The 24,687-nt window shown below is 46.8% G+C and carries 27 protein-coding genes; 24 read left to right on the top strand and 3 right to left on the bottom strand.

Annotated elements, in window-relative coordinates:
* Nucleotides 1–130 precede the first annotated feature (130 nt).
* Nucleotides 131–856, top strand: a complete 726-nt coding sequence (locus tag AC6CIF_RS14440) for a pirin family protein (protein WP_498200168.1) — start codon at nt 131–133, stop codon at nt 854–856.
* Nucleotides 857–954: 98 nt separating this feature from the next.
* Here AC6CIF_RS14440 and AC6CIF_RS14435 read toward each other — a convergent pair whose 3' ends face one another.
* Complete coding sequence (locus AC6CIF_RS14435; protein WP_017692283.1) at nt 955–1,179, bottom strand: DUF1128 domain-containing protein; 225 nt, start codon at nt 1,177–1,179, stop codon at nt 955–957.
* A gap of 158 nt (nt 1,180–1,337) precedes the next feature.
* Between AC6CIF_RS14435 and yyaC the strand changes: the two genes are divergently transcribed.
* From yyaC to AC6CIF_RS14410, 5 genes are all read left to right on the top strand, one after another.
* Nucleotides 1,338–1,895 carry a spore protease YyaC gene (yyaC, locus tag AC6CIF_RS14430; protein ID WP_307542165.1) on the top strand — a complete coding sequence of 186 codons (558 nt, stop codon included), beginning with the start codon at nt 1,338–1,340 and terminating at the stop codon, nt 1,893–1,895.
* Between the two features lie 60 nt (nt 1,896–1,955).
* A complete protein-coding gene (locus tag AC6CIF_RS14425; RefSeq protein ID WP_498200167.1) occupies nt 1,956–2,747 on the top strand; it encodes an alpha/beta fold hydrolase in 792 nt (263 codons plus the stop codon).
* Between the two features lie 269 nt (nt 2,748–3,016).
* On the top strand, nt 3,017–3,721 hold the full coding sequence (locus AC6CIF_RS14420; protein WP_498200166.1) for a DUF6483 family protein: 705 nt from the start codon (nt 3,017–3,019) through the stop codon (nt 3,719–3,721).
* A gap of 95 nt (nt 3,722–3,816) precedes the next feature.
* Complete coding sequence (locus AC6CIF_RS14415; protein WP_498200165.1) at nt 3,817–5,064, top strand: class I SAM-dependent methyltransferase; 1,248 nt, start codon at nt 3,817–3,819, stop codon at nt 5,062–5,064.
* A gap of 1,298 nt (nt 5,065–6,362) precedes the next feature.
* On the top strand, nt 6,363–7,727 hold the full coding sequence (locus AC6CIF_RS14410) for an O-antigen ligase family protein (protein ID WP_498200163.1): 1,365 nt from the start codon (nt 6,363–6,365) through the stop codon (nt 7,725–7,727).
* Between the two features lie 662 nt (nt 7,728–8,389).
* Here AC6CIF_RS14410 and AC6CIF_RS14405 read toward each other — a convergent pair.
* Nucleotides 8,390–8,737, bottom strand: coding sequence for a dehydrogenase (locus AC6CIF_RS14405; protein WP_477534911.1), 348 nt, complete (start codon nt 8,735–8,737; stop codon nt 8,390–8,392).
* A 160-nt stretch (nt 8,738–8,897) separates the two neighbouring features.
* On the opposite strand from AC6CIF_RS14405, the gene uptA reads away from it, so the two are divergent.
* The 17 genes from uptA to AC6CIF_RS14320 all read left to right on the top strand — a co-directional run bounded on the left by uptA (nt 8,898) and on the right by AC6CIF_RS14320 (nt 22,675).
* A complete protein-coding gene (gene uptA / locus AC6CIF_RS14400; protein ID WP_036607012.1) occupies nt 8,898–9,512 on the top strand; it encodes an undecaprenyl phosphate transporter UptA in 615 nt (204 codons plus the stop codon).
* A gap of 2 nt (nt 9,513–9,514) precedes the next feature.
* Nucleotides 9,515–10,084, top strand: a complete 570-nt coding sequence (locus AC6CIF_RS14395) for a thioredoxin family protein (protein WP_498200161.1) — start codon at nt 9,515–9,517, stop codon at nt 10,082–10,084.
* 6 nt (nt 10,085–10,090) lie between these two features.
* Nucleotides 10,091–10,723: an MBL fold metallo-hydrolase gene (locus AC6CIF_RS14390; protein ID WP_498200159.1), complete on the top strand. Its 633-nt coding sequence runs from the start codon at nt 10,091–10,093 to the stop codon at nt 10,721–10,723.
* Between the two features lie 608 nt (nt 10,724–11,331).
* Nucleotides 11,332–11,577 carry a hypothetical protein gene (locus tag AC6CIF_RS14385; RefSeq protein WP_498200157.1) on the top strand — a complete coding sequence of 82 codons (246 nt, stop codon included), beginning with the start codon at nt 11,332–11,334 and terminating at the stop codon, nt 11,575–11,577.
* Nucleotides 11,578–11,679: 102 nt separating this feature from the next.
* On the top strand, nt 11,680–12,210 hold the full coding sequence (gene sigY / locus AC6CIF_RS14380) for an RNA polymerase sigma factor SigY (protein ID WP_076212623.1): 531 nt from the start codon (nt 11,680–11,682) through the stop codon (nt 12,208–12,210).
* Nucleotides 12,211–12,212: 2 nt separating this feature from the next.
* Nucleotides 12,213–12,548 carry a YxlC family protein gene (locus tag AC6CIF_RS14375; RefSeq protein WP_498200155.1) on the top strand — a complete coding sequence of 112 codons (336 nt, stop codon included), beginning with the start codon at nt 12,213–12,215 and terminating at the stop codon, nt 12,546–12,548.
* Nucleotides 12,541–12,771, top strand: a complete 231-nt coding sequence (locus AC6CIF_RS14370; RefSeq protein ID WP_498200153.1) for a sigmaY antisigma factor component — start codon at nt 12,541–12,543, stop codon at nt 12,769–12,771. The genes AC6CIF_RS14375 and AC6CIF_RS14370 overlap by 8 nt, the downstream gene beginning before the upstream one ends.
* 132 nt (nt 12,772–12,903) lie before the next feature.
* Nucleotides 12,904–13,287: a hypothetical protein gene (locus tag AC6CIF_RS14365; protein ID WP_024631336.1), complete on the top strand. Its 384-nt coding sequence runs from the start codon at nt 12,904–12,906 to the stop codon at nt 13,285–13,287.
* A gap of 205 nt (nt 13,288–13,492) precedes the next feature.
* Entirely contained in the window at nt 13,493–13,780 is a 288-nt protein-coding gene (gatC, locus tag AC6CIF_RS14360; RefSeq protein WP_036607033.1) for an Asp-tRNA(Asn)/Glu-tRNA(Gln) amidotransferase subunit GatC, read from the top strand.
* A gap of 27 nt (nt 13,781–13,807) precedes the next feature.
* Nucleotides 13,808–15,265: an Asp-tRNA(Asn)/Glu-tRNA(Gln) amidotransferase subunit GatA gene (gatA, locus tag AC6CIF_RS14355; RefSeq protein ID WP_076212617.1), complete on the top strand. Its 1,458-nt coding sequence runs from the start codon at nt 13,808–13,810 to the stop codon at nt 15,263–15,265.
* A gap of 26 nt (nt 15,266–15,291) precedes the next feature.
* Entirely contained in the window at nt 15,292–16,731 is a 1,440-nt protein-coding gene (gene gatB, locus AC6CIF_RS14350) for an Asp-tRNA(Asn)/Glu-tRNA(Gln) amidotransferase subunit GatB (RefSeq protein WP_149846799.1), read from the top strand.
* Between the two features lie 98 nt (nt 16,732–16,829).
* Nucleotides 16,830–17,294, top strand: a complete 465-nt coding sequence (locus AC6CIF_RS14345; protein WP_076212612.1) for a GNAT family N-acetyltransferase — start codon at nt 16,830–16,832, stop codon at nt 17,292–17,294.
* A gap of 32 nt (nt 17,295–17,326) precedes the next feature.
* On the top strand, nt 17,327–18,037 hold the full coding sequence (locus AC6CIF_RS14340) for an MgtC/SapB family protein (protein ID WP_498200149.1): 711 nt from the start codon (nt 17,327–17,329) through the stop codon (nt 18,035–18,037).
* Between the two features lie 147 nt (nt 18,038–18,184).
* Nucleotides 18,185–18,778 (top strand): hypothetical protein, encoded by a 594-nt coding sequence (locus AC6CIF_RS14335; protein WP_498200147.1) that lies wholly within the window; start codon nt 18,185–18,187, stop codon nt 18,776–18,778.
* A 26-nt stretch (nt 18,779–18,804) separates the two neighbouring features.
* Nucleotides 18,805–20,214, top strand: a complete 1,410-nt coding sequence (locus AC6CIF_RS14330) for a DUF4097 family beta strand repeat-containing protein (protein ID WP_498200146.1) — start codon at nt 18,805–18,807, stop codon at nt 20,212–20,214.
* 167 nt (nt 20,215–20,381) lie between these two features.
* The gene (gene perR / locus AC6CIF_RS14325; protein ID WP_026081471.1) at nt 20,382–20,804 is read left to right on the top strand and encodes a peroxide-responsive transcriptional repressor PerR; all 423 of its coding nucleotides are present in this window, start codon (nt 20,382–20,384) and stop codon (nt 20,802–20,804) included.
* 140 nt (nt 20,805–20,944) lie between these two features.
* Entirely contained in the window at nt 20,945–22,675 is a 1,731-nt protein-coding gene (locus AC6CIF_RS14320) for a glycosyl hydrolase family 18 protein (protein ID WP_498200145.1), read from the top strand.
* 263 nt (nt 22,676–22,938) lie between these two features.
* Here the strand turns inward: AC6CIF_RS14320 and AC6CIF_RS14315 are convergent, their stop codons facing one another.
* On the bottom strand, nt 22,939–23,319 hold the full coding sequence (locus AC6CIF_RS14315; RefSeq protein WP_017692307.1) for a DUF2614 family zinc ribbon-containing protein: 381 nt from the start codon (nt 23,317–23,319) through the stop codon (nt 22,939–22,941).
* A 122-nt stretch (nt 23,320–23,441) separates the two neighbouring features.
* Here AC6CIF_RS14315 and AC6CIF_RS14310 point away from each other — a divergent pair, with 122 nt between their 5' ends.
* A complete protein-coding gene (locus tag AC6CIF_RS14310; protein WP_036667991.1) occupies nt 23,442–24,320 on the top strand; it encodes a nucleotidyltransferase-like protein in 879 nt (292 codons plus the stop codon).
* The last annotated feature ends 367 nt before the right edge of the window (nt 24,321–24,687 follow it).

Here is a 24,687-nt window from a genome sequence, read left to right as displayed (position 1 = left end):
GGGGCGTGATTAGAGTTGCCGGACCCCGGGTAAAGATGACATACCAACTGGTATTCATCTATACAATTCATATACACGCATGGACTGCCGCGGTAATGTGGCAGCTCTAAACCCTTGGAGGTGGATGAACATGATTAAAGTGGTGACATCGGAAGAAAGGCACACGTCGGATCGAGGTTGGATACACAGTGAATTCAGCTTTTCGTTTGCGGATTATGATGATCCAAGCAACGCCCATTTTGGCTGTCTTTTAGCTCATAATGAAAACACGCTGATGCCGCAAGAAGGCTTTAAGAAACATCCACATCATGATCTTGAACTTGTCAGTTATGTCATATCAGGTACACTCAAACATACGGATAGTATGGGAACAGAACAATTGCTTGAACCGGGTACGGTCCAGGTGATGAGTGCGGGGACGGGAGTGGAACACTCCGAGACCAATCCGTCAGCGGATGAACCGGTGCGTTTCCTCCAGATGTGGTTTTTGCCATCGGAGCGTATGCTGAAACCTTCCTATACGAATCGGAGAATAGAGCCGCAGGAGCATTTGAATCGTCTATGTCCGATTGTATCCGGGCAAGGGGGAGAGGGAAGCGAAGGCGCATTGCCTATTTCCCAGGATGTAACCTGTTACCTCTCCCATTTGGAGTCCGGGAAAAAGTTGATGTACCCGCAACACGAAGATCGACGGACACATCTTTTCCTGATCAGTGGGCATTTAGAGATTCATTGTTCGGATGGCAACTTCAACCTGAAGCCGGGGGATGCTGCACGAATTCGTAAAAGCTGTGATCTGCAAATCACGAGTACAGACAGTGAACCTGCAGAATTTGTTTTGGTTGACCTGCCTTAAGGATGGGATCTATTCCTTAAAAGATAGTCTGGAAATATAAATATGTGAAAAAGGACCTGTTCCCACGGTGATGTGGAAAACAGGTCCTTTTTTTTTGCTTAGGATTTACGAAGATTACCCAGTTCCGAAGCGACAGCTTCCACTTCAGAGATACTGAGATGTTCCTTGCTCAAAATCATTTCATACAGGTCAAACAGATCTTCATATTTCTCAAGTGGGAATGAAGAAGCTTGCATGGCGGCACCGCTTGCCATACGAAGTTTGGTTTTGATCGCTTCAATCATATATTCCATATTGGCTGCTGTTGCTTGTGTTAAATCCATCGTTAAGTTCATCCCTTCCGTATCGGAAACTCTTGTTATTGTATCATGATTGGAAGCGCTCAGGCTAATGCTTTTGCGAGGAAACCAAGCATCGGTTACAATGATGGATACAACAACAGGATTTAACGGAAACCTGAGTGTACTGGAGGGAATACAGCTTGGCAGCGTATAAGCGAGAAATGGTTCGCCATCAAGGAAGGGAAGTCCGCAAAGGCGTGCCTGCAGAGAATCTGGTATTATTTTTCAAAAACATCGTTCAACTTCATTCTCCAGCTGAGATCACGTTTGTCTGCATCGGTACTGATCGTTCCACCGGGGATGCTCTGGGTCCACTAACAGGAAGTTTACTGCAAGAGAGCGGAATGGAGAACGTGATTGGCACGCTGTCTTCCCCTTGTGATGCAGATACGCTGGAAAAGAAATTGGCACTTATTCCTGCACACCATGCCATCATAGCGATTGATGCATGTCTGGGTCCAAAGCATGCGGTAGGTACATACTATCTCTCGAATAACCCACTCATTCCGGCCCAATCGGTAGGAGGCAAGCTACCTCCTGTTGGACAATACAGTGTAGCAGCTGTGGTTAATGCGAATGGACCAAGGCCCTATTCCATTTTGCAGATGACCTCACTTCACTTCGTCATGGGGATGTCCCGAACGATTGCAGACGCCGCAATTGAAGCATGGAAATGGAGACAAACGTTTCATTCATGATATGTAGGCTTAATAATATACAACCTGAATTATTTAATTCGCGCAGAGAGAGGGATTCATATGGAAAAAGTGATGTGTGATGGAACGACGATTTGTTATGCCGAACAAGGTAAGGGAGAAGCACTCATTTTGCTCCACGGATACTGTGGCAGTTCATCGTATTGGGATGAGGTCGTACCTGAACTGGCACGCAGCTATCGCTGTATCGTACCTGATCTGCGTGGACACGGAAAAACAGATGCACCTGTAGGAAGTTATACCATCGAACAGATGGGCAACGATGTATTACAGTTGATGGATGAGTTGAATGTGGAAAAAGCGGTCCTTCTGGGACACTCGATGGGGGGATACATTACGCTCTCGATTGCACAGCGTCACCCGGAGCGTTTGAAAGCATTTGGTCTGATTCATTCGACAGCCTATCCGGACAGTGAAGAAGCCAAGGAAAAACGCCTTCGTGCTGTATCCACCATTCAGACCGAAGGTATCGTAAATTTTGTAGATGGACTGGTTCCCGGACTTTTTGCACCGGAACATGTGGAATCGCTATCTACGCATGTAACACGTGTGAAGGAAATTGGTTACCAGACTGCTCCTCAAGGTGCTGTTGGTGCTGCACTTGCTATGCGAGAACGTCCGGATCGCCGCGATGTGTTATCGGCTACACCTTTACCTGTATTGCTGGTTGCAGGAGAGAAGGATGCTGTTATCCCGCCAGAACGTACATTTACAAGTGACAAGCCACATATCGTACAAGCCGTGATTGCGGGTGCGGGTCATATGAGCATGTATGAAGCTCCTGAAGAGTTAATTCAGGTCATTAAACAATTTATGGCTGGATTATCGAAATAATTGATGAAGTGATTTATGTTGATTTTATTAGAATATAGTTTGATTCTGGATGATTCAACCTCTTGTGGAGGAGGAGTAACCAGTTCCATTCCGACCAAACCCCTGCTTGTCCCTTTTGGATAGGCAGGGGTTTGGTGTGTTCATGTCCAGAGCAAAGACACGCGTGTCTTGTTTTTGGCTTTTTGTCATGGCATGAATTAAAATAAATATAAAGGAACGATATTAGGGCGATTGAATGTATAGGGTCGAATGATGAGGGGGCATACAGCATGTTCAGAAAAGATTATCTGCTCCGCATGATGGAGGAAATGACTGAAGCAATAGGCAAAGTGTTCACGCTCAAACAGCAGCGTAAGCACACCGAGGCATTGTCTGAACTGGATGAGTTGATGCGCAGGCAGTTTGGGTTGAACTTATCTCTACTGAACTCATTGCCAGCAGAGGATGTTATTGAAATGTTCCGTTTTCGCGGAATAATTGAGGTAGACAATCTGCAGCAAGCCGCGAGGCTGATTGAAGAAGAGGCTTACATTTATCAAGAGAAGGCCAAAGTGGAAGGCATAGATGATCAGGAGAGAATGGACGCAGAGGATGAGGCTGTCATTCGATTGATGAGATCACTTCATTTTTACCTGTATGCATTGAATCATGGCGCTAATCCCCAGTTATTGAATGCACCGGAACGGGTGGAGGGTGTGTTGGGGCTTACGAAAGAATATGAACTTCCTGCCCGGACTGAAAGACAGCTTGCCCTCTATCGTGAACAACAAGGACGTTACGACCAGGCAGAGAACAGTTGGTACAGACTGCTCCAGCTTGGTGTTGAATTCCCGGTGAGCTACCGAGATGATGTACAGGCGTTCTACGAAAGGTTGAGCCAACTCACGGATGAACAGCTGGAGCATGGTGGTTTGCCACGGAACGAAGTTGAAGAGGGGTTAGCTGAACTAAGTCGTCAAGAGATGAGTTCCTAAATATGGATTGGATCAAGGCCTGTTACATGCCTTTACTTGGAGAGGGAACGGAATTGTGGTATGGTAACGGTTGACCAAACCAAACCGAAAGTGAGATGTACCCCGTGGATTCATTGCGAAAGCTTATACAAGACATCTTTGAACAGAATTCGCTGATTACAGCGACCTGGAGCCAGCTGCGCAGACGGGACAATGTCTCGTATACCAAAGTGCAAGTCAAGCCGGTGACACTGAAGAATCAGCTGCATTACCAATTTGCATTCCATTATAACAACAAAGTGCTGCACGAGAATTTGACTCCAGCTGAAGCGGCAGAGCGTATGACTTTGTTATGCGAAGAGACGTTTCGTCAAGGCCTGCTCTGTACGACCGAGGCAGACTATCAAATTTTGATCAGCAAAAAATATAAAGTATCCATTCTGACCAAATCTGCTTCCAAAACTGCGGTGGATCTGTCGCATAATCGCAAGAAGCAATATGTATTGGAAGAGGGAGTACCCGTATCGTTCCTTGTTGAACTTGGTATTATGAACGAAGAAGGTCGTGTGCTGGCCCGCAAGTATGACAAGTTCAGACAGATCAACCGTTTCCTCGAAATGGTGCAGGATGTCATTCCGCATCTGCCAGAGGGACGTCCACTTACCATCGTTGATTTTGGTTGCGGGAAGTCTTATCTGACATTTGCGTTATATCATTATCTGTCTGTACAACAACGGCGTTCACTCAAAATTATTGGGTTGGACTTGAAGGCAGATGTAATTGAACACTGTAACGATCTGGCTAATCGATTGCATTATGGCGATCTGAAGTTTCTGGTTGGAGACATCGCGGACTACGATGAATTGAACGAAGTGGATATGGTTGTCACACTTCATGCCTGTGATACAGCTACCGATGCTGCTTTGGAGAAGGCAGTTCGTTGGGGGGCTTCTGTTATTCTGTCTGTTCCTTGCTGTCAGCATGAATTGTTTGATCAAGTAGAGGCTTCCGTGATGAATCCGTTGTTGTCCCATGGCATCCTCAAGGAACGTTTTTCCGCACTGGCTACGGATGGGATTCGTGCGAAGTTGCTTGATCTGATGGGATACAAGACACAATTGCTTGAATTCATCGATATGGAGAATACGCCTAAAAACATATTGATTCGTGCTGTTCGTGGTCAGGCCGGCGAAGTGATGGAGATGTGGAATGAATATACGGCTTTCCGTGATTTCATTCATGCCGATCCATATTTGGAGCGGGCTTGTGCCGATTTGCTTCCTGGCGATGGCAAGCAGGGCAACGGGAAATCAAAATCGAGCAAAGAAACCGATCAAGATTCCGCAAATTGCGACCTTTGCTGAGTGTGCCAATGCCAATCCAGGGACATACTGCTATTAGGGTCTCTGAATGTAAAATGATATTCAATGCACATACTTCGTAGTAATCAACATCATAACTGTCAGATGTATATCAGGCAGAAGGACCCGTTATCGGGATCTTCTGTCTTTTTGTTATGCATATGGAGGGTGGAAGGAAGGAGGGAGGGTGGATAAGGATGAAGAATAGGACAATTGTTAAGGGAGTTGTAAGGAATACAGAATATGTAGATAACAGGGACTTGTGTAATGGGGACAATACATGTAATAGGGAAGATACATACAACAAAAATGATACGTATAAAAAAGATGATACACATCAATCAAATGGAGCTATCCAGACCGATGCGTCAGGGAGTTTTTCTCAAAGTTTGAGGTGTAAACGTTATTCAGGATCGGGGTGGACTGTTAGGTTAGGCATACTCTCCATTGTCTTGCTGCTTGCAGGATGTCTGAGTCGGGGATTGTATTATTCAGCGGATCTGTACCCTGTCCTTTTGATCGCAGCAGGAAGCATATTGATCATGATTGTGCTATTTCTTGTCGGTATTCGTCCACAGAAGGCGAGTGAACGAATACCCGTGTCCTTGGTACCGGGTCGGGGGAGACTAGAACGAATCGTTGAGAAAATATTCCGATTTCCGGGGATGTGGCGGGTATTGTGGCCGCTGGGGATGATGACATGTTTTGGGGTACATGCGTGGGCAGGCTCGGTGAGTAAACAGGGCAGCATGGATGAGATGCTGCGGTGGAGCCTGCTCGCGATGTTTACTCTGCTCACCGCATTACTGGCTGTGCGCACGGATGGTGCGCGTTGGTTAGCCTGCGGTTGGCAGATGGCAGGCGGCTTGCTTGTGCTAAGTGGCATCTTTGCCGTGTGCGGGATATTGCCGCTGCCCTTCGGGGTGATGCGGACTGCTGACCCCGAGATCAGCTCCGCCGGAGCAAGGCTCGGCGGATTATTGCAGTACCCGAATGCGTACGGTGCCGTTGTTGGCATGTACGCATTGGAGCGGCTGACAGCCGCCGCACGAGTCATAACCCGGCCTGTGCCGGCCGGGCGACTCATCGCGGCAGTGCTGCCGCTCATGCCCGCGCAAGCCGCGCTCCTGCTGAGCGAGTCGCGCGGGGCTTGGCTGGCGACCGGCTGCGCCGCGGTCGCCGCCTTTGCTTTGCAGCGGCGCGGTGCCCGCTTGCCGCTGCTGCTGGCCATGGCCGCGCCACTGGCGTGCGCGGCCTGGCTGTACCGCCAGCTGGCTGCTGCCCAGCTGGCGCCTGCACCCGTGCCCGGCCTGCTGGCACTGGCCGGGGCATGGGCAGCTGCGCTGCTCGGCACGCTGCTGCTGTGCCGTCTATGGCACAGCGGCGCCGCCAAGGCTCCGCGCGCCGCTGCCCTGACGGCCATTGTGCTGGCGGGAGCCGCCGCCGCACTGATGGCCGTGGCCTCCACCGCCGATCGCCTCGCGGCGGGTGTCGGCACTGGGGTGTCCCGCCTACAGATGTGGCGGGATGCCCTCCAGCTGTGGACCGAGGCCGCATGGCTCGGCCACGGGGGGGATACATGGCGCAACATGTTTCGCGCCATTCAATCCTCGCCTTATGTTGGAGGCGAGGTTCACAACGGCCTGCTCGATCTCGCCCTGGACACGGGCATGATCGGCATCGTGCTTGTCGCAGGGTGGTTTCTCCTCACCCTGCGAAGCATCTTTCATTTTGCACCGCAGCTCATGCCATCCGTGCTGGTTTTTGGCCTGCATGGGGTGATGGACTTTGACTGGAGCGTCACATTATTTTGGATGCTCTTCATCTGGCTCGGTGCTTGGGCAACTGCATTGAAGACGGAAACAGAGGGAGTCCAGCGATCCGTAACTGTGAAATACACTCCCATCAGATCTAAATCCAGATCCAGATCTCTTTTCTTGCGATATTTACCAACCCAATCCCACCCATCAGCTGTCCTGATGCGTTCCTTCTTTCATATTTTTCAGCGAGTAACTGCTCGGCTAATAAGGGTATCCACAGTGATGATCATCCTTTTCTGGATTGGTGGAACAGTCTGGCTGACCTCCCGATATGCCGTAGCAGAAGTGCAGTACCGTCAGGCGATGTCTGAACCGGATGGCACTCCAGCACAGAAGGTGCATCTTATGGCTGCTTTTCAATCGAATCCGAATCGACCGGATATCGTGATATCCTTTGCACGATCTCTCCCGGGACGAGAAACAGAATCACTCCTTTTGAGCAGCCTGTCCCATTTCCCGATGCACCCTCAGATTTACATCGAACTTGGACGATTGGCAGCCCAATTCGGCGAAGGACAGCAGGCTGGAGAATATTTTGAACAAGCGATCGCATTGAATCGGTATGATGGCATTAGCCAATCCACGGCTTTGTATTGGATGGAGCAGGCAGCGCGGCGGGAATGGAAGGCAGGATATAGAGATCGAGCCCGACAGACTGCCGCCGCTGGTGTCCAGATGTATGAACGGTATCAACTGCTGGCTGAGGAAGTGGGAGCAGGGGACGTTCGTAATGATCGTCGTTTTGTAATGGAAAAACATGCTCTAGGCTATGGAGAGAATCTGCGCAGGCTTGCTTCGGCTTCTTCTCTTCCGTTTACTCCAGAGTTGACCAAGCGGAGTCCTTGAATCACTGCTGGATCTTGACGTTTACCCAAGTTATATGATGATGGATGTCAGCGTCTAAAAAGTCTGGGAGTCTAGGATGGCTGCTCCTGGCGGATGGATATACGATTTTCTAAGGAACACAGAACGTCTTATTTGGCTTTCCGCTCCTCCTTTTAAATTCTAAGGAACATCAGACACGTTATTTCCCGAAACTCCTTAACAAAAAAGTTAAAAAGGCCAAAAATCCCGAGATAACGTGTCTCAGATTCTTTAGATTTCTAAAAGTGCTTCAAATCCTTGAATAAGACGCCTCAGATTCGTTACCGCTCGTGGGCTTGAGTATGAAAAATTACTCGGTGTTTTTTGTTCATACTTTCCAGCTCATATTCATACTCACAGCTTATGTTCATGCTCCCTGTGGTGGTCGGCTCCATACTCTGCTCAATCCGCAAGCCAGAGGACGACCCTGAATTCCACCTGGAGCGAAGCTTTACATCGGAAAGAGAAAATCGCATTTTTGTTGTCTCTATCGCTTGCTCGTACGTGAAGGACGCATTAACATCACACGTTAAGGACACAGTGCCCGTGCCCTTACCCGTTCCTAACATGTTCAGATTCGCTTCAACTTTGCTTCCTCTTTCAGTAGGTTTGAAGGCACAGCTATCTGCCTCATTCCTCCATATCTACAGACGATAACCGCCAAATGCGTGCTGAAACGCATCTTTTAATGGTTCAACATCTACTTCCCACATCGCGGCGATCTCTGCACTGACATCCTTGTTCCACCACTCACATAATTTCTTGCGGTTGTCGCGATTCTCCCCAATCCAGAGCAGATTTGTGATCACTTTACCGTAATAATATTCTTCCGCCTGCTTCATCCGTTCGGGAGAGACATATACTTTTAGCCTTTTGGCTGTCCGGTACAATTCCTTGCTGCATGCCCGGCGAATTCCTCTGGCGGAAGGAAGGTTTTGACCAGATTGCTTATGTTTGACCGGCGGAGAACCGGGTATTGACTTGTGTGACATCTTCTCACGCTCCTCTCCCCATACCATATGCGGACTGCTGCGAACGGGACACTATCCTAACCTCGTGATGTAGCAACGTCCACAGCCCTGTGATAAAATAGGGACGAACATCCATGGTGCGGAGGGGCACCGCCAATCAGGATGGAGAAAGAGGGTTGAGATGGACTTTATTCATAACCTTGTTGGCCAATTGTTCGATTGGATTCAAAGTCTTGGGTACTTTGGAATCATGCTTGGATTAATGTTGGAAGTTATCCCAAGCGAAATTGTGCTGGCGTATGGAGGTTTTCTCGTTTCACAAGGTAATATCAACTTCTTCGGTGCTATGATTTTTGGTACGGTGGGCGGTGTGATTGCCCAGTTATTTATTTACTGGATTGGTCGATATGGCGGCAGACCTGTACTTGAACGCTACGGTAAATACATACTCATCCAGAAAAAACATATCGACCATTCCGAGGAGTGGTTCCGCAAGTATGGTACAGGTGTCATTTTCACGGCCCGTTTTGTTCCGGTGGTAAGACACGCAATCTCCATCCCGGCTGGCATCACGAAAATGCACACAGGCAAATTCATCTTGCTTACTACACTCGCTGTTATACCTTGGACTGCATTGTTTATATATTTAGGGATGATTCTTGGAGATCAATGGAAGCATATTGATGAGAAAGCGGCGCCATATGTTATGCCTATTTTGCTTGTCGCTCTCGCCCTTATGATCGTTTATGTACTTATTAAATGGATGAATGTTCGTAAAAAGAAAGGAAGTGTCTAGTCATGGGTAAACCCAACTTGTCTCACAAATTCGGTAAAGGTCTTCCACCGAAAGATTTTATCGAGAGTATGACCAAGAACCAAAGTGAATTCCAGGCCAATTATGATAGCTTTACTTGGTCGAATGAAGAGGATCGTGAGTTCTTTGAGAGCCTGAACCATCGCGATGATCTGCGTGTGTTAATTCTGGCTGCTGACTGGTGCGGGGATGTTGTCCGTAATATTCCGGTTGTGTTCCAGGCGCTTGAAATTTCAGGAATTCCAACTGAAGTTCTGATTATGGAGAACCATCCGGAAGTGATGGATGAGTTCCTGACGATGGGTGGCCGCTCCGTGCCAGTCGTTATTTTTGCAGATACAGGTGGTCATGTGTTAGGTCAGTGGGGACCTCGTCCGCAGCATGTACAGGAAGTCATGATTGAATTCAAACGCCTTAATCCAGATCGTGAAGCAGCAGAGTATCAAGAAAATCTGGCTGTAGCGCGTCAAGAGATTGGTAAACGTTATGGGGAAGGAACGGAGTCACATGCGGCCATTATCCGTGAGCTGCGTGAACTGATTTCGGGTTACTAAGCCGATATGCTTAACATTCGTACGTTTACACTAGGCCCGCTTCAGACCAATGCGTATCTCCTACAAGGAGATGATCCGGGCAAAGCCGTCATTATCGATCCAGGCATGAATCCAGGGCCGCTGCTTAAGGCGATCCAAGACTTGGAGATTGAAGCCATTCTCCTCACTCATGCTCATTTTGATCATATGAGCGGGGTAGATGAGATCCGTAAATTGAAGGGATGTCCCGTTTATCTTCACGACTTGGAGAGCGACTGGCTCACCACCCCGAAATTAAATGGGTCTTTGAATTGGCCGCAGGCGACACCACCCCTTTCGACAGATCCGGCTGAATATGCCATGGACGAAGGGCAGAAGTTGAATCTGATTGGTCATACGTTTAAAGTGTTCCATACACCTGGACATTCCCCAGGCAGTGTAAGTTTGCTTTGTGATAACGACCTGTTTGCCGGTGATGTGCTGTTCCGCATGGGTGTAGGCAGAACGGACCTGACAGGAGGGCGTGAACGGGATCTGATTGATTCAATCCAGAACAAGCTTTACACCTTTGCTGATGAAGTGAAAGTATATCCAGGTCATGGTCCCAAAACGACCATTGGTTATGAGAAACAGAACAATCCTTACGTGTCCGCAAGATAATCCGACATGATATGTGAAGAAAGTCTGGACAAGTGACAACTTTTTCATTAGAATAGCAATTAGTTGTTACAAGCGTTAAGGCATCATCTAACTGAAGCATTACCAAGAAACACCCAACCTCGCGAAGCACGCAGACTGTGGTCTATACCCGGTTTGCGTTCTTTTTTTGTTTTCAGCCTCTTTTTATCACAGAATTACCCTTTTTTACGCTACATAGAGATGCAAGATGCGCTTCATCACAAGCCAGTTTGAGACCAATAGCAAGTTAGCAGCAAGTACAGATTGATTTAGAAATAATAAATTTAAAAAAATAGTATATAAGTTGAACTAATTATTTACAGGATAACGAAGAGGATAAAAGAAACCTGAAAAAGCGAAGCTAAAAGCTTTCTGAAAGAAAGCTACTTCGAAAGCATACACTTCGCCTAAAAGCTTTCCGCAAGAAAGCTGCATCGGAAGCATATGCTATCACCGGATTTTCCCTTTAAGAAAAGGGAATCAAAAAATCTGGGGATAACAGCGATTGGAAGGTTATTCTGTCATCGTAGTGTCAGTGTAAATAATCTTTAGTTCAACTTATATAGATCATGAGAGTGGGGAATATCAAAGTGGAGAAACCAAGAGTTATTCCGTTGGGACAGCGTGTCGAGTATCCGATCATTGAAGAAAACCGTCGTATATTGGAAAGTGGGAAAAGAGAAACGGATACTGAGCGAGCTTTAATACATAACCCTGGCGTGACCAATGAAGTGATGAAGTCTCAGCAGAATATATGGACAAGCCGTGTTTTAAAAAACGGAGCCCGCAACCAACCGTGGTTCGACAAGCTGCAGGATTACCGGAATCAAGTCTGATTGCCCGGGAAATTGTCGGGTTTAATTTTTTTTTAATTTCATTGAACGTTTTTGCAGAGCCTGTCGTATTAACTCCAGATTGAACGGGAAGAAGGTGATTTCATGATAAAGGCAGCTGAGCTGGAAGAGGTACGCAGAGCGGTATCGGGAGACGATAGCGCACTCGCAGCGTTGTTGCAACGTCACTACACGTTTGTGTATAAGTATCTTGTCAAAGTTACGATGGACGCTAACCTCGCAGAAGAGACGGTGCAGGATACGATGATTCGTTGCATGGAAAATATCCATCGATATGACGGCACGTCTGCCTTTTCATCATGGATGATCACCATTGCGACCCGCATTTATATCGATAAGACAAGACGTAAGAAGAGAGAACAGAACTGGCTTGCTCTCATCCGGGATCAGGCTGTACGTCGATTCCGTTGGCAGCTTGAGACTCGGAATGAAGAATGGACAGATGTCATGGATGCGATGACAAGACTGACACCCGAACATCGTGTTGCAGTGCTACTGAAGCATTATTATGGATACGGGTATGACGAGATCGGGGAAATGCTGGGTATTCCTGCCGGAACGGTGAAGTCACGCACAGCTTATGGTCTCCGTCAGTTAAGAAAGGAGCTGGAATAAGGATGAGCAGATCAGATGATGCACAAGAACAAGAAGTTGTAGAACGATTGCAGCAACACATGAAAGTGCTGGATGATGCTTTTGAGCCGACAAGTATTCCTTCTTTGGGTTCACTTGAAGCTCAAGTCAGGGAACGTAAACAGATTAGACGTCGAGCCAATTGGATCGAGATGATATGTTTCTGGTTGGTTGGTTTGCTTGCCATTACGTTCGGGGCATTATTTTTTGTATCTGCTCCAGCTCTATATTTGGGAATCCAGGCTCTTGGTACAGCAGTTGCGGTGATTTTGGCTGTGATCTGGGCAGGACGGCGCCGGAAGGAGGTTCGTCATGAATAAAATGCATTATTCATTAGATGAGGTTTCTCCACTGTGGCTAACATTGCTTGGCATTTTTCTTCTGGTTCAGGGCACATGGATCTTTCAGGACGCACGCAGACGTGGACGTTTCCCCTGGTTATGGGGATTATGGGGCATCACAGGATTTCCCACGCCGCTCATCATATATTGGTTTGTCGTAATTCGATCACAGCGCAAGCCAGGTGCACGTAATCTGAAATAACATCATTTTAAAAATGGAAAAAAAGATTTTGCACAAATATGTTGTTTAATTCTAGTATTCCTAGACATCGTTATTCTTTTCTAGTAGACTATACAAATAAATATTAATGATAGACTACCAGGAGGTTAGACGATGCTGCGATTAGGAGAGAAGGTTGTCATCGTCGCGGATGCGTTTGAGCAGAATCTTCCTGTGGGGGAATATGGTTTCATCATCGCTTATGACCGGAATCCGGACAATGCGTTCGATTACGTGCTTCGAGTGCCGCAGGTAAACCGGAACTTTTTTGTTCCATCCGGCGACGTCGATCTGGAAGAGGTTCTGCTGAAGCAGGAAGCTGAGCGGGTCGAGCGAGAAGCGTTGATAGATTACGCCCTTGCGACACACAATGAGAAGCTGTTTCATCATCTGATGAACGGAGATTTTCAAGCTGTGGAAGAGGAAGAGGAAACCGCGAACGATGTTATGTCACAGGCGGATTTTATAAAGCAGGTTAATCTGCGTGCATGGATTTAGAATTTTAAGAGTCGGCTGATGCCGGCTCTTTTTTATTTTATAAGTTTGATTTTATCTTCCCGGAAGCCTGTCAGGTCATTTGCATTGAATTGTCGAACTATCTCACCTATAATGAAAAAAGTTATCTTGAGACTTTAGCCCGTTAAACGAGCGATTCGTTTCAGGTCGTTTCGGGAATCAGAACGAATGAAGGAGGCATCCGCTAATGAGTATTTCGAATAATGACGTTCAGCATGTGGCCAAGCTGGCCCGGCTCAACTTGACTGCTGAAGAAGAACAGACCCTGACAGGTCAGCTGAACGCGATTTTAAAATATGCAGAAAAGCTGAATGAGCTGGATACAGAAGACATCGAGCCCACCACTCACGTTCTGCACGTAAGCAATGTTATGCGTGAAGATGAGACCAAAGAAAGCCTGTCGATTGAACAGGTGATGCGCAATGCACCGGAAGAAGAAGACGGGCAGTTTAAAGTGCCTGCAGTAATGGAATAACGGATAACCGGAAGGAGGACAAAAACTGTGAGTTTATTTGAACAATCGTTGCCTGAGTTACATAACAAGCTGCATGCCAAAGAACTGTCGGTCAGCGATCTGGTGGATCAGGCGTATCAGAACATTGGCGCGCATGACGATAAAGTTAAGGCATATTTGGCTCTGGATGAAGAACAAGCACGCGCTCGTGCACGTCAACTGGACGACCGTCTTGTTAGCGGCGAGGAGAAAGGTTTGCTTTTTGGTCTGCCTGTAGGTATTAAGGATAACATCGTTACGAACGGACTGCGCACGACGTGTGGTAGCCAATTCCTTCGTAATTTCGACCCGGTGTATGACGCGACAGTTGTCGAGAAATTGAAAGCTGCGGACACCGTAACTATTGGTAAACTCAACATGGACGAATTCGCCATGGGCGGCTCCAATGAGAATTCAAGTTTCTCCCCTGTACGTAATCCATGGGCACTGGATCGTGTTCCAGGAGGTTCCAGCGGTGGTTCTGCAGCGGCTGTGGCTGCGGGAGAAGCGTACTTCACGCTTGGATCAGATACAGGTGGCTCCATCAGACAGCCTGCTTCGTATTGCGGTGTTGTTGGATTGAAGCCAACGTACGGACTTGTTTCCCGCTTTGGATTGGTTGCATTTGCATCATCCCTGGATCAGATTGGTCCTTTGACGAAAAATGTTGAAGATTCTGCTTATGTATTGCAAGCTATTTCCGGATATGACGCCAAAGATTCGACTTCTGCAAAAGTAGAGATCCCGGATTATTTGAGCGGACTGACAGGTGACGTCAAAGGGCTTCGCATTGCTGTTCCGAAGGAATACATCGGTGAAGGCGTCGATCCACAAGTGAAAGAAACGGTTTTGTCTGCATTGAAAGTTCTTGAAGGACTCGGGGCAACATGGGAAGAAGTATCCCTTCCGCATACCGAATATGCGGTGGCTACGTATTACCTGCTGGCTTCTTCAGAGGCTTCTTCCAACCTGGCTCGCTTTGATGGTGTACGTTATGGCGTACGTGCAGACAATCCGGACAACTTGCTGGATCTGTATCATCAATCCCGCAGTCAAGGCTTTGGTCCCGAAGTGAAACGACGTATCATGCTTGGAACGTATGCACTCAGCTCGGGTTACTATGATGCCTATTATCTGAAAGCACAGAAGGTACGTACATTGATCAAACAGGATTTCGACAATGTATTTGCCAAATATGATGTCATTATTGGACCAACTGCGCCAACAACGGCGTTCAAACTGGGTTCACAGGTGGATGATCCACTTACGATGTATCTGAACGATATTTTGACAATTCCAGTCAACCTGGCTGGTGTACCTGCTGTTAGTATTCCATGTGGATTCTCGGATGGATTGCCTGTTGGCCTGCAGATTATCGGTAAAGCCTTTGATGAAACAACCGTATTGCGTGTAGCGCATGCGTTTGAACAAAATACAGAATTCCACAAGCAGCGTCCGCAGCTGTAGACTGCCCGGAACGGAGGAATATAGAAATGTCCGCATCTAAATATGAAACGGTCGTTGGACTTGAAGTCCACGTGGAGTTGCATACCAACTCCAAAATTTTCTGCGGCTGCTCCACAGCTTTTGGAGCTCCGCCGAATACGCATACCTGCCCGGTCTGTCTCGGACATCCGGGCGTACTGCCTGTACTGAATCGTCAAGCTGTAGACTATGCGATGAAGGCAGCGATGGCCCTGAATTGTACGATTGCTGATGTCAGCAAGTTTGACCGTAAAAACTACTTTTACCCCGACTCACCAAAAGCTTATCAGATCTCGCAATTTGATCAACCAATCGGTGAGAACGGCTGGATTGATATCGAAGTGAATGGTGAAACGAAACGAATCGGCATCACACGTCTTCACTTGGAAGAAGATGCAGGGAAGCTTACACATATCGATGGCGGATACGCATCTTTGGTGGACTTCAACCGTGTCGGTACTCCACTCGTGGAGATTGTATCCGAACCTGAGATTTCTTCTCCGGAAGAAGCACGTGCGTATCTTGAAAAATTACGCGCAATCATGCAGTACTGTGATGTATCGGACGTGAAGATGGAAGAAGGTTCACTGCGTTGTGACGCCAACATCAGTTTGCGTCCACATGGACAGGAGAAGCTGGGAACAAGAGCCGAACTGAAAAACATGAACTCCTTCCGTGGTGTGCAGCGTGGTCTCGAATATGAACAATATCGGCAAGCTGAAATTCTGGATGATGGCGGTGAAGTGGTTCAAGAGACACGTCGTTGGGACGAAGCTCAAGGAAAAACACTGTCGATGCGTGGTAAGGAACAGGCGCATGACTACCGTTATTTCCCGGACCCGGATCTGGTGAAGCTGCATATTGATGAAGCCTGGAAAGAGCGCATCAGGGCTACCATACCTGAGCTCCCAGACGAACGTAAAGCTCGTTACACGGCTGATTACGGATTACCTAGTTATGATGCAGAGGTTATTACTTCATCCAAGGCTATAGCTGATCTTTTCGAAGATAGCTTGAAATTCACTCAGGATGCCAAATCCGTATCCAACTGGATCATGGGCGACTTGCTGGGTTACCTGAATACGAGCAATCTTGAGGTGACTCAGGTTCCACTGACAGGTCAAGGTTTGGGTGAGATGATCGGACTGCTGGAGAAGGGCACCATTAACAGCAAAATCGCCAAAACGGTATTCAAGGAGATGCTGGAGAGCGGCAAACTTCCACAGCAGATCGTTGAAGAGAAGGGTCTTGTGCAGATTAGTGATGAAGGCGCCATTCTTGCCATCGTTGAGCAGGTTGTAGCGAATAACCCTCAATCCGTGGAAGACTATAAAGCTGGTAAACAAAAAGCCATTGGCTTCCTTGTTGGTCAGGTTATGAAAGAAAGTAAAGGCAAGGCGAATCCAGCTCTAGCCAACCAACTGCTTGCAGATGTACTGAACCGCTAATCCTTCCGGTGAGGCCGGACAGAAAGAGGCTCGTCCCTGTGACAGCCTCTTTTTGGTATTGATAGATACACAAATGCATTTCGGACGGGGGAACGGATATGAACATTCAACCATTGTCACTGCGTGATCTGGAGACGTTGGGACAGTTATGGAGACTACAACATGTAGCTTATCGATTGGAAGCTGAAATCATCGGATTTCAGGAGATTCCTCCTTTGATGGATACGATGGAAACACTTCGGGATTGTGGAGAGAGTTTTTATGGTTGTATCCATGATGACGGAGAGCTTATCGGGGCTGTCGCTGTAGCGGAGGAAGAGGAGAATACACTGACCATTACACGAATGATGGTGCACCCGGATCACTTTCGCAAGGGAATTGCGGCATCTTTAATGACGTATGTGTTGGAACAGCATGCGGATCTTCCGCGTTATATCGTTTCCACAGGAACGTTGAATCAACCCGCAGTGAATCTGTACACCAAATTTGGTTTTAATCCCGTGGAAGTCACACAGATTGCACCTGGAGTGGAATTAACGACTTTTCACAAGAATAAACTTTAATAATATTAACAACTTGAGGAGGAATACCGACTTTGGGCGATCCCTGGTTCATTGATGAGTGGCACATTTTATTACGATTATTGCTGGCTATGCTGCTTGGAGGGCTCGTAGGCCTGGAGCGGGAACGATCCAATCATGCTGCCGGTTTGCGTACCCATATCCTGGTATGTCTTGGCTCTGCACTAATTATGATGTTGTCTGTTTATGGCTTTAAAGATTTTGCTAATGAATTAAATGTAAGGATCGATCCAGCGCGTCTGGCTACTGCTGTAATTACTGGTGTCGGATTCCTGGGAGCAGGGACAATTCTCTTTACGGGAAAATCCATTACGGGACTGACTACAGCTGCTTCAATCTGGGTTGTTGCAGCCATTGGGCTCGCAGCAGGTGCGGGATTCTTTTTTGCATCGATCGTATCCACCGTCCTGGTATTGCTTAATCTCTGGGTATTTAACAAACTGGAGCTGAGGTATTTACGAGGGAACAAGATGCATGTTGTTACACTTCATACGTTGTCAGAACCCGGTTTTCTGGAACAACTGTCTTCATGTATGGAGCAGGAGAAGATCAAGATCCTTAAAATTACTGTGAATGAACAAGACCTGGCATATGCAGAGATGATATCGGTTGAACGCAAAATTGAGATTGTGCTGCATGTCCAGGTACCGCATGATTTCGAAACAGTAGGGCTTGTATCTAAGTTAAGACAGTGGGAACACGTGACCAAAGTTTCGATCGAATAAATGAATTACAACCCTCCAGAGGCCAGTAGTGCCGGAGGGTTTTTGGTCATATCCATATTTCTTCCAGTTACTCTCCTTGCTCTTTAGGGTACTATCTAACCAAATGCATGAAGAGCGGAAGGTCAGATCAGAAGAGAGGAGTATGTTATGAAACGGAGACGTCAATTGAACCAAAAGACCCGTACAGTTCAGACCAAACCGGTCAGAAATCGGACTCACAAGTTTATTGCGGGATTACTGAGTGCCATTATTCCTGGTCTGGGTCATATTTATCTGAGATTGTACATGAGAGGTTTGACCTTTATGCTGCTTGTTTTGCTTGATCTGTCAGCAGTATTGTACTTCTCATCCATTGGAATACAGATCAATGTGCCATTGCTCATCTTGCTGGCTTTGTGTATCCCGGTTATTTACTTTTACAATGTATATGATGTGTTGCAATCTGCAGATTGGGTCATGATGCGCAGACGTAGAGCCGTAACCCAGGCAACTTCGGACAAGCCGATAACCAATGAACGTTCTACAGGAGATGCAATGATGGTCTGGGAGAGAGGCATATCGTTTGGATTACTTCTGATTGTTGGAGGGTCTTTGATGGTGCTGTTTTTCCGCAAACCACGTTGGTTTCAAGAGCTTCTCGCCATGTACGGCGGATATTCATTTGCGGTTCTCATGATTGTAGGCGGTTTGCTACTGTTTGGTCGTGAGTTCTGGGTGATGTTGAACAAGAAAAAAATGTAGTGGAAACGATACGAGGAGGGAACGTGATGAACCGTAAAGTCCGGGTTGGCCGCTATACGGCTGCCGCCTTAATCATAGCGGTCGGTGTGCTGTTGATTTTGGATAAACGGTGGGGAACTGACTATGTATATGAGATGGTGGACTGGTGGCCATTTTTGCTCGTTGTTTTAGGTGTTGAATATATTGTGCTGTTCCTGTGGACACGCAGAAGAAACAAGGTGCAATCGGATAACCCGAGCAATCCTGATGAACAAATCAGAATACGTTTCAGACCCGATGCCAAAGGCATTCTAACCTCATTGATTTTGGCAGCTTCCGTATTTATCGTCACCGAGCAGGATCACTACATGCACTTATGGAATAGAGTGAGTCTAAATCTCGGAGCGGCATCCATGGACTACAGTCAAGCGGCAGGATATATGGAGGATAAGGGCACGATTCGTGTACCTGTTCGCATGGATACGTCAGATCTGGTGGTTGAAGGTGTCAACGGAGATATCTCGATACAACGCGGAGATACGGATGAGATTGAAGTACGGACGGTGATCTGGGTAGATCAGACGACGGAAGTACAGGCAAAGGCCGTTGCAGCAGCCTCTTTTGTAGAGGCCGATGGTACAAAAGTAATTTATATCAAAGCTACAGGCAAGACGTATGGAGACAATGAAAAAACGCAGCCACGGATGAATCTTACCATTACGATCCCGGATGATCGTCGTTTTAATCTGGATATTCGAACTTCCAATGGAGCCATATTATTAAACCGTCCAGAAGCCATTAGTACCATATTGGCCGAAACGGGTAACGGACGTATCCGAATTACCAATGCTGTTGGAGATATCTCAGGGAAAACGTTGAACGGAGATGTCATTGTAGCCAACGCTATTGGTAATGTCGATCTGGACAGTAACCGTGGAGACATGAAGGCTCGCGGTATTTCCGGCGATGTAGATCTTACTACACAAGTGGGAAGTATCAGTATTGCGGACTCCGTTGGTGTATTCACCGCAGAGACACGCAACGGCAATATTACGCTGGATGGAGCCAATCTGGGAATCAAAGCCCAATCGCTTAATGGCAGTATTAACATCGTATCTACCAAAGTCGGAGGAGACTGGGATGTGTACAGTGCTGTGGGAGCCATTAACGTATTACTTCCTGATCGTGGAGACTACAGTCTTGCGGGTTCCAGCAGTTATGGAGATCTAAGTACGGATCTGCCGTTCAAAGTACAGAATAAAACCATAGAAGGCCAGCTCGGCGAGGGCGAGTACAGGGTGAAAATTGAAGGCAACAGTGATCTCACCATTCAGAGCAACCCGGCTGTATCTACCCCTGAAACAGTTACACCTGATTCTGAAGATACGGCTGAGAATCTGGAACAGACTACCGAGGACGGACCAAATTCCCAGCTGGATTCTACAGAGGTTCCTTGACCGCCGCGTTGACAATAAACTTGTAATCGCCGTACAATAAATGTACACTGGCAAGATTACACGGCATGAAAGATGGATTGTCGTTCTTAATGGCCGGGAATCAACTCTGAGCGAGGAGACAGTATCATACTCTTCACCAGAGAATGAAAGGTAAGGCGGTGGGTTTTATGGCAACACGTGTCCAACATGCGTTGGAGCATCTGAAAACGACCGGTGTCCGTATTACACCCCAGCGTCATGCCATATTGAACTATCTGATGGAATCCATGGGGCATCCGACAGCCGATGAAATTTACCGAGCCCTTGAACCCCAATTTCCCAGTATGAGCGTGGCAACGGTATATAATAATTTGAAGATGTTTCTGGAAGCTGGCATGGTCCGGGAATTGACATACGGAGATAATTCAAGTCGCTTCGATGCCAATGTGACGGATCATTATCATGTTATCTGTGATCAATGCGGCAAGATTGAAGACTTCAGCTATCCTTCACTCAAAAGTGTAGAGCTTCAGGCGGAGTCTAGTACAGGATTCGAAGTACACGGTCACCGATTGGAAGTATATGGCGTTTGCAAAAGTTGCAGGGATTAAGAGAGTTGAATTACAATATTAACGTGCAGAATTCAGTATGGATTCTTCACGTTTTTTTTTAGCATTTATGCAAAATGCTCATCTTGATAACAACTTATGCGCACATCCTTATGATCAGCATAATTAACGGAGGTAGACGTTTGGGTAGAAAAAGCAGATATACACGTCAGAAGCGACGTTCATTTTGGCCCGGTTTTCTCGGGGCTTGTCTGATCGCCGGAGGGGCTTACTGGCTTATAACAAATGTATGGTTGAACCAGACCCATGAAGACCCTGACTGGGTAGGAAGAAGCCAGCCTATTTTTGTAGATGGCCAACTGATGGATGGAGACGCTCTGGGTACAGGAGATCAACTCAAGTTGCCTGTAGATGTGCTGCAAGAAGCAGTTGATGAGGGAATACGTTATGAATCAGAATCGGGAGATATCATTATTGCCTCTCCTCAGCGAGTCCTTCATATGAAAGATGGAAGCACACAAGCAGAACTTAATCACAAAGATTATCCTATGACAGTTAAGCCTGAGGTTAAGGACGGGGAAGCATACATTCCGCTCAAACCTTTGAAAGAAGTATATGGCATAACCGTACAGGAAGATTCAGTAACAGGTGCTGTGCTGCTGATGCGTGGAGGAGACATGATTCAGTATGCAGAGATTGATACATTATCATCCAAAGCGGACAAGACCGTGCCGTTATATAAACGTGGGGGAGAATCCTCACCAATCATTGCCGATATGGAAAAGGATGCAAGGGTACGTGTATGGCAGACGGGTGATAAACAGAGTTTTGTTCAACTCGATAATGGATATGCCGGATATGTAGATAATGATTATATTGTCCTCACCGAGAAAAAGAAGGTGGACTTGCCCAAGTATACGCTGACTGCAGCAGAGAAGAAGTGGCAGAATAAACCGGTAAATCTGGTTTGGGAAGCCGTGTACAATCGTCAGCCTGATGTGGGCTCTATCGGTAAAATGCCCGGTGTGAATGTGGTCAGCCCCACATGGTTTCATATTACGGATGGACAGGGCACTGTGAAAAGCAAGGGAAACCAAGCTTATGTGAACTGGGCTCACCGTTCGGGTATGGAAGTATGGGGACTCATGGATAACAGCTTTGACCCGGACGTTACAAAAGAAGCTGTAGCTTCTTACGAGACACGCACGCATATTATTGAGCAGATGTTAGAGTATGCACAGACGTATCAACTGGATGGTATTAACATCGACTTTGAGAACGTGTATACAGATGACGGGCCAAACATTACGCAATTTGTGCGCGAGATCAAGGCGATGGCACGTATACATGGATTGATGTTATCGATCGATGTAACACCAAAATCAAACAGTGAGATGTGGTCTGCCTTTCTGGACCGCCGTGCATTAGGTTCTTTTGCAGACTATGTTATTGTGATGGCTTATGATGAACATTGGGCGGCCAGTCCCAAGGCAGGTTCGGTAGCTTCTCTGCCTTGGACCGAGGCTTCCATGAGACGCATACTTGAGGAGGATGAAGTCCCTTCTAACAAGTTGATCATGGCGGTTCCGCTCTATACCCGGATATGGACGGAAGAGAAGAATGATCAGGGTGAGGTTAAAGTATCTTCCAAAGCGGTGGGCATGAATACCATTGTGGAGCTGATCCAAGAGAAGAAACTCAAACCTGAACTGGATCAGGCAAGTGGACAGAACTATGTGGAATATAAGGAAGACGGAGCTACCAAGAAAATATGGATCGAAGATGCCGTGTCCCTTCAGGCGCGTGTGGATTTGATTGCTTCGCTGAAGCTAGGCGGAGTAGCTGCGTGGAATCGGAGTTTTGCTAATGCTTCTGCATGGGAGGTATTAAAGCAGGCCGGTTACCAGAAATAATTTACTCGAACTCAGAGTGTCTGCTTGCTTTAATTTATTTTCGCTAAGCTCAAAGTTTCTCCTTGGGCACCATCATACGTGCAGTCTACCGTTTTATTGGTCGTAGAACTTATAACATAATTTCATATCTTAGCTATTGATAACAGCAACAAGGGCTCACTTATAAGCCAAGTCCAAAAAGGTCCGGTAAACATACCGGGCCTTTTTTTGTTCTTCAATGAAATTAAGTTAAAAGACATTTAGCGGTTGGAGACCATTTTGTGCTAACCATCGGTGGGGGGAGCTTGTGTAGAAGGCGCTTTCAGTTGTTGACTGGTCATGTTGGCCTTATTAGGGTCCAGGGTGAGGATGGTATGACAGAACATACAACGATCCGTTTTGCCAAGCATTTTGGTTAACTTCCCGCATTCCGGACAGTCGACTTGTACTGCACTGGTGGAGAGCATACCCGCCCAGAAATAAATGGCTAGACTGGCCATCATGGCAATCAGTCCGATGACGAGTCCGACAGCTGCGAATACCTTGCCTGCATGTCCCCAGAAAACAATCCCGGCTGTTCCCAGTATCATTAGGCCCATACCTAGCATGGTCAGTAGTAATCCCCAAGTGCGAAAAGCATTAATTTTTGCTGATTTAAAAATCATGAAAAATGCTCCTATCGTATGAGTAGTATTGGACCTGGAAAAGAAGGAAACTTCAGTCTGGATGTAGAATTACATTATAACTGACTTGGCGCTTATCTGCCATGAAATGTATGGAGGGAATCGTGGAATTAAAGAACCTTGCTTTTTTGTCCGAACAGTCGGAAGAGACAGGGGCAGTTGGGGCTATCGCTTATTCCCACCCGGGAGAGCGATTCCACGGCTCCCTAATTCAAGATTTCGAATTATTAGTACTTGTTGTTCATAATGATGATCAATTGAAGTCGACGGTCGGACATTACAGATATGGTGATCTTCGTTATCAGATGATCTATGCGAGCCGTCATGAATTAAAGAGTAGTGTAGTAACCGGGAATCATAATAATCTCACCCAGTGTCTGATTGAAGGTGAGATTATCTGGGAAGCGGACAGCGCCTTAAGTGATTTGCGAGAAGAACTGTCTACCTTTGGGGCAGAATTGCGTGAGCAGAAGCTGCTTCATGAATTCACCAGTTTCTTGAGAATGTATGTGGAGGCCAAACGTCATATTCAGGAAGGTCATGTTGTAGACGCCTACTACAATGTATTAGAGGCTCTGGGGAACTGGGCAAGAATTGTATTGATTGAACAGGGGATATACCCGGATCATGCCGTCTGGACACATGTGCAGAATCTGGATCGCGCTTTATGGAAACTTTATCAAGAGCTTACCGTAAGCTCGGAGACGCTGGAGCAGCGAGTAGAGCTTGTCCTGCTTGCCTGTGAGTTTTCCGTAATGTCCAAAATGAGTGAATGCTCAGAACTGCTGCTGCGTGTGTTAAGAAGTCGCAAGGAGCCGTGGAGCATGAATGAGCTTGTTCATCACCCGCAGTTAAGATTTGTTCGAGAAGATCTGCCTTTGGTGATACGTAAGCTGGTCTTTCGTTCTATAGTAAAAGAATCGGCAGGATGGCCATCAATCGGAGGAGAGGGCCGGGAGATTCGGTATTGGATTGAGGCATAACCTTCTCCAGAAGCCTGACATTATATTGATCACATAAGGGAGGGGAAACCTTCCTTTTTTGTTTGTTTAATAATTTATAAAAAGATGTTGACTCTCATTCACGATATATGATACATTATATTTCGTTCCCCAAACGAGATTATCGCCAACAAATGATAATTTCTTCAGAGGAAAAGTGAAGAACTAAAGCTTCAAAAAAGAAATTTAAAAAAGTTCTTGACGAAAACAAACGAAATGTGTTACATTATTTAAGTCGCCGCCGAAACTTGGTTGAGACGAAAAAGAAGTAAAACAAATCGTGTTTGATCTTTGAAAACTGAACAACGAGTGAGTAAACATTCTGCTTGCAGAATGAACGCGAAAGTTG

The sequence above is a fragment of the Paenibacillus sp. GQ49 genome, assembly GCF_059759055.1.
This window is presented reverse-complemented; position numbering and strand designations above follow the sequence as displayed.

Coding starts and splice junctions, on each gene's coding strand:
- AC6CIF_RS14440 (WP_498200168.1), top strand. CDS start 131: ATGATTAAAGTGGTGACATCGGAAGAAAGGCACACGTCGGATCGAGGT.
- AC6CIF_RS14435 (WP_017692283.1), bottom strand. CDS start 1,179: ATGGATTTAACACAAGCAACAGCAGCCAATATGGAATATATGATTGAA.
- AC6CIF_RS14425 (WP_498200167.1), top strand. CDS start 1,956: ATGGAAAAAGTGATGTGTGATGGAACGACGATTTGTTATGCCGAACAA.
- AC6CIF_RS14420 (WP_498200166.1), top strand. CDS start 3,017: ATGTTCAGAAAAGATTATCTGCTCCGCATGATGGAGGAAATGACTGAA.
- AC6CIF_RS14415 (WP_498200165.1), top strand. CDS start 3,817: ATGTACCCCGTGGATTCATTGCGAAAGCTTATACAAGACATCTTTGAA.
- AC6CIF_RS14405 (WP_477534911.1), bottom strand. CDS start 8,737: ATGTCACACAAGTCAATACCCGGTTCTCCGCCGGTCAAACATAAGCAA.
- uptA (WP_036607012.1), top strand. CDS start 8,898: ATGGACTTTATTCATAACCTTGTTGGCCAATTGTTCGATTGGATTCAA.
- AC6CIF_RS14395 (WP_498200161.1), top strand. CDS start 9,515: ATGGGTAAACCCAACTTGTCTCACAAATTCGGTAAAGGTCTTCCACCG.
- AC6CIF_RS14390 (WP_498200159.1), top strand. CDS start 10,091: ATGCTTAACATTCGTACGTTTACACTAGGCCCGCTTCAGACCAATGCG.
- sigY (WP_076212623.1), top strand. CDS start 11,680: ATGATAAAGGCAGCTGAGCTGGAAGAGGTACGCAGAGCGGTATCGGGA.
- AC6CIF_RS14375 (WP_498200155.1), top strand. CDS start 12,213: ATGAGCAGATCAGATGATGCACAAGAACAAGAAGTTGTAGAACGATTG.
- AC6CIF_RS14370 (WP_498200153.1), top strand. CDS start 12,541: ATGAATAAAATGCATTATTCATTAGATGAGGTTTCTCCACTGTGGCTA.
- AC6CIF_RS14365 (WP_024631336.1), top strand. CDS start 12,904: ATGCTGCGATTAGGAGAGAAGGTTGTCATCGTCGCGGATGCGTTTGAG.
- gatC (WP_036607033.1), top strand. CDS start 13,493: ATGAGTATTTCGAATAATGACGTTCAGCATGTGGCCAAGCTGGCCCGG.
- gatB (WP_149846799.1), top strand. CDS start 15,292: ATGTCCGCATCTAAATATGAAACGGTCGTTGGACTTGAAGTCCACGTG.
- AC6CIF_RS14345 (WP_076212612.1), top strand. CDS start 16,830: ATGAACATTCAACCATTGTCACTGCGTGATCTGGAGACGTTGGGACAG.
- AC6CIF_RS14335 (WP_498200147.1), top strand. CDS start 18,185: ATGAAACGGAGACGTCAATTGAACCAAAAGACCCGTACAGTTCAGACC.
- AC6CIF_RS14330 (WP_498200146.1), top strand. CDS start 18,805: ATGAACCGTAAAGTCCGGGTTGGCCGCTATACGGCTGCCGCCTTAATC.
- perR (WP_026081471.1), top strand. CDS start 20,382: ATGGCAACACGTGTCCAACATGCGTTGGAGCATCTGAAAACGACCGGT.
- AC6CIF_RS14315 (WP_017692307.1), bottom strand. CDS start 23,319: ATGATTTTTAAATCAGCAAAAATTAATGCTTTTCGCACTTGGGGATTA.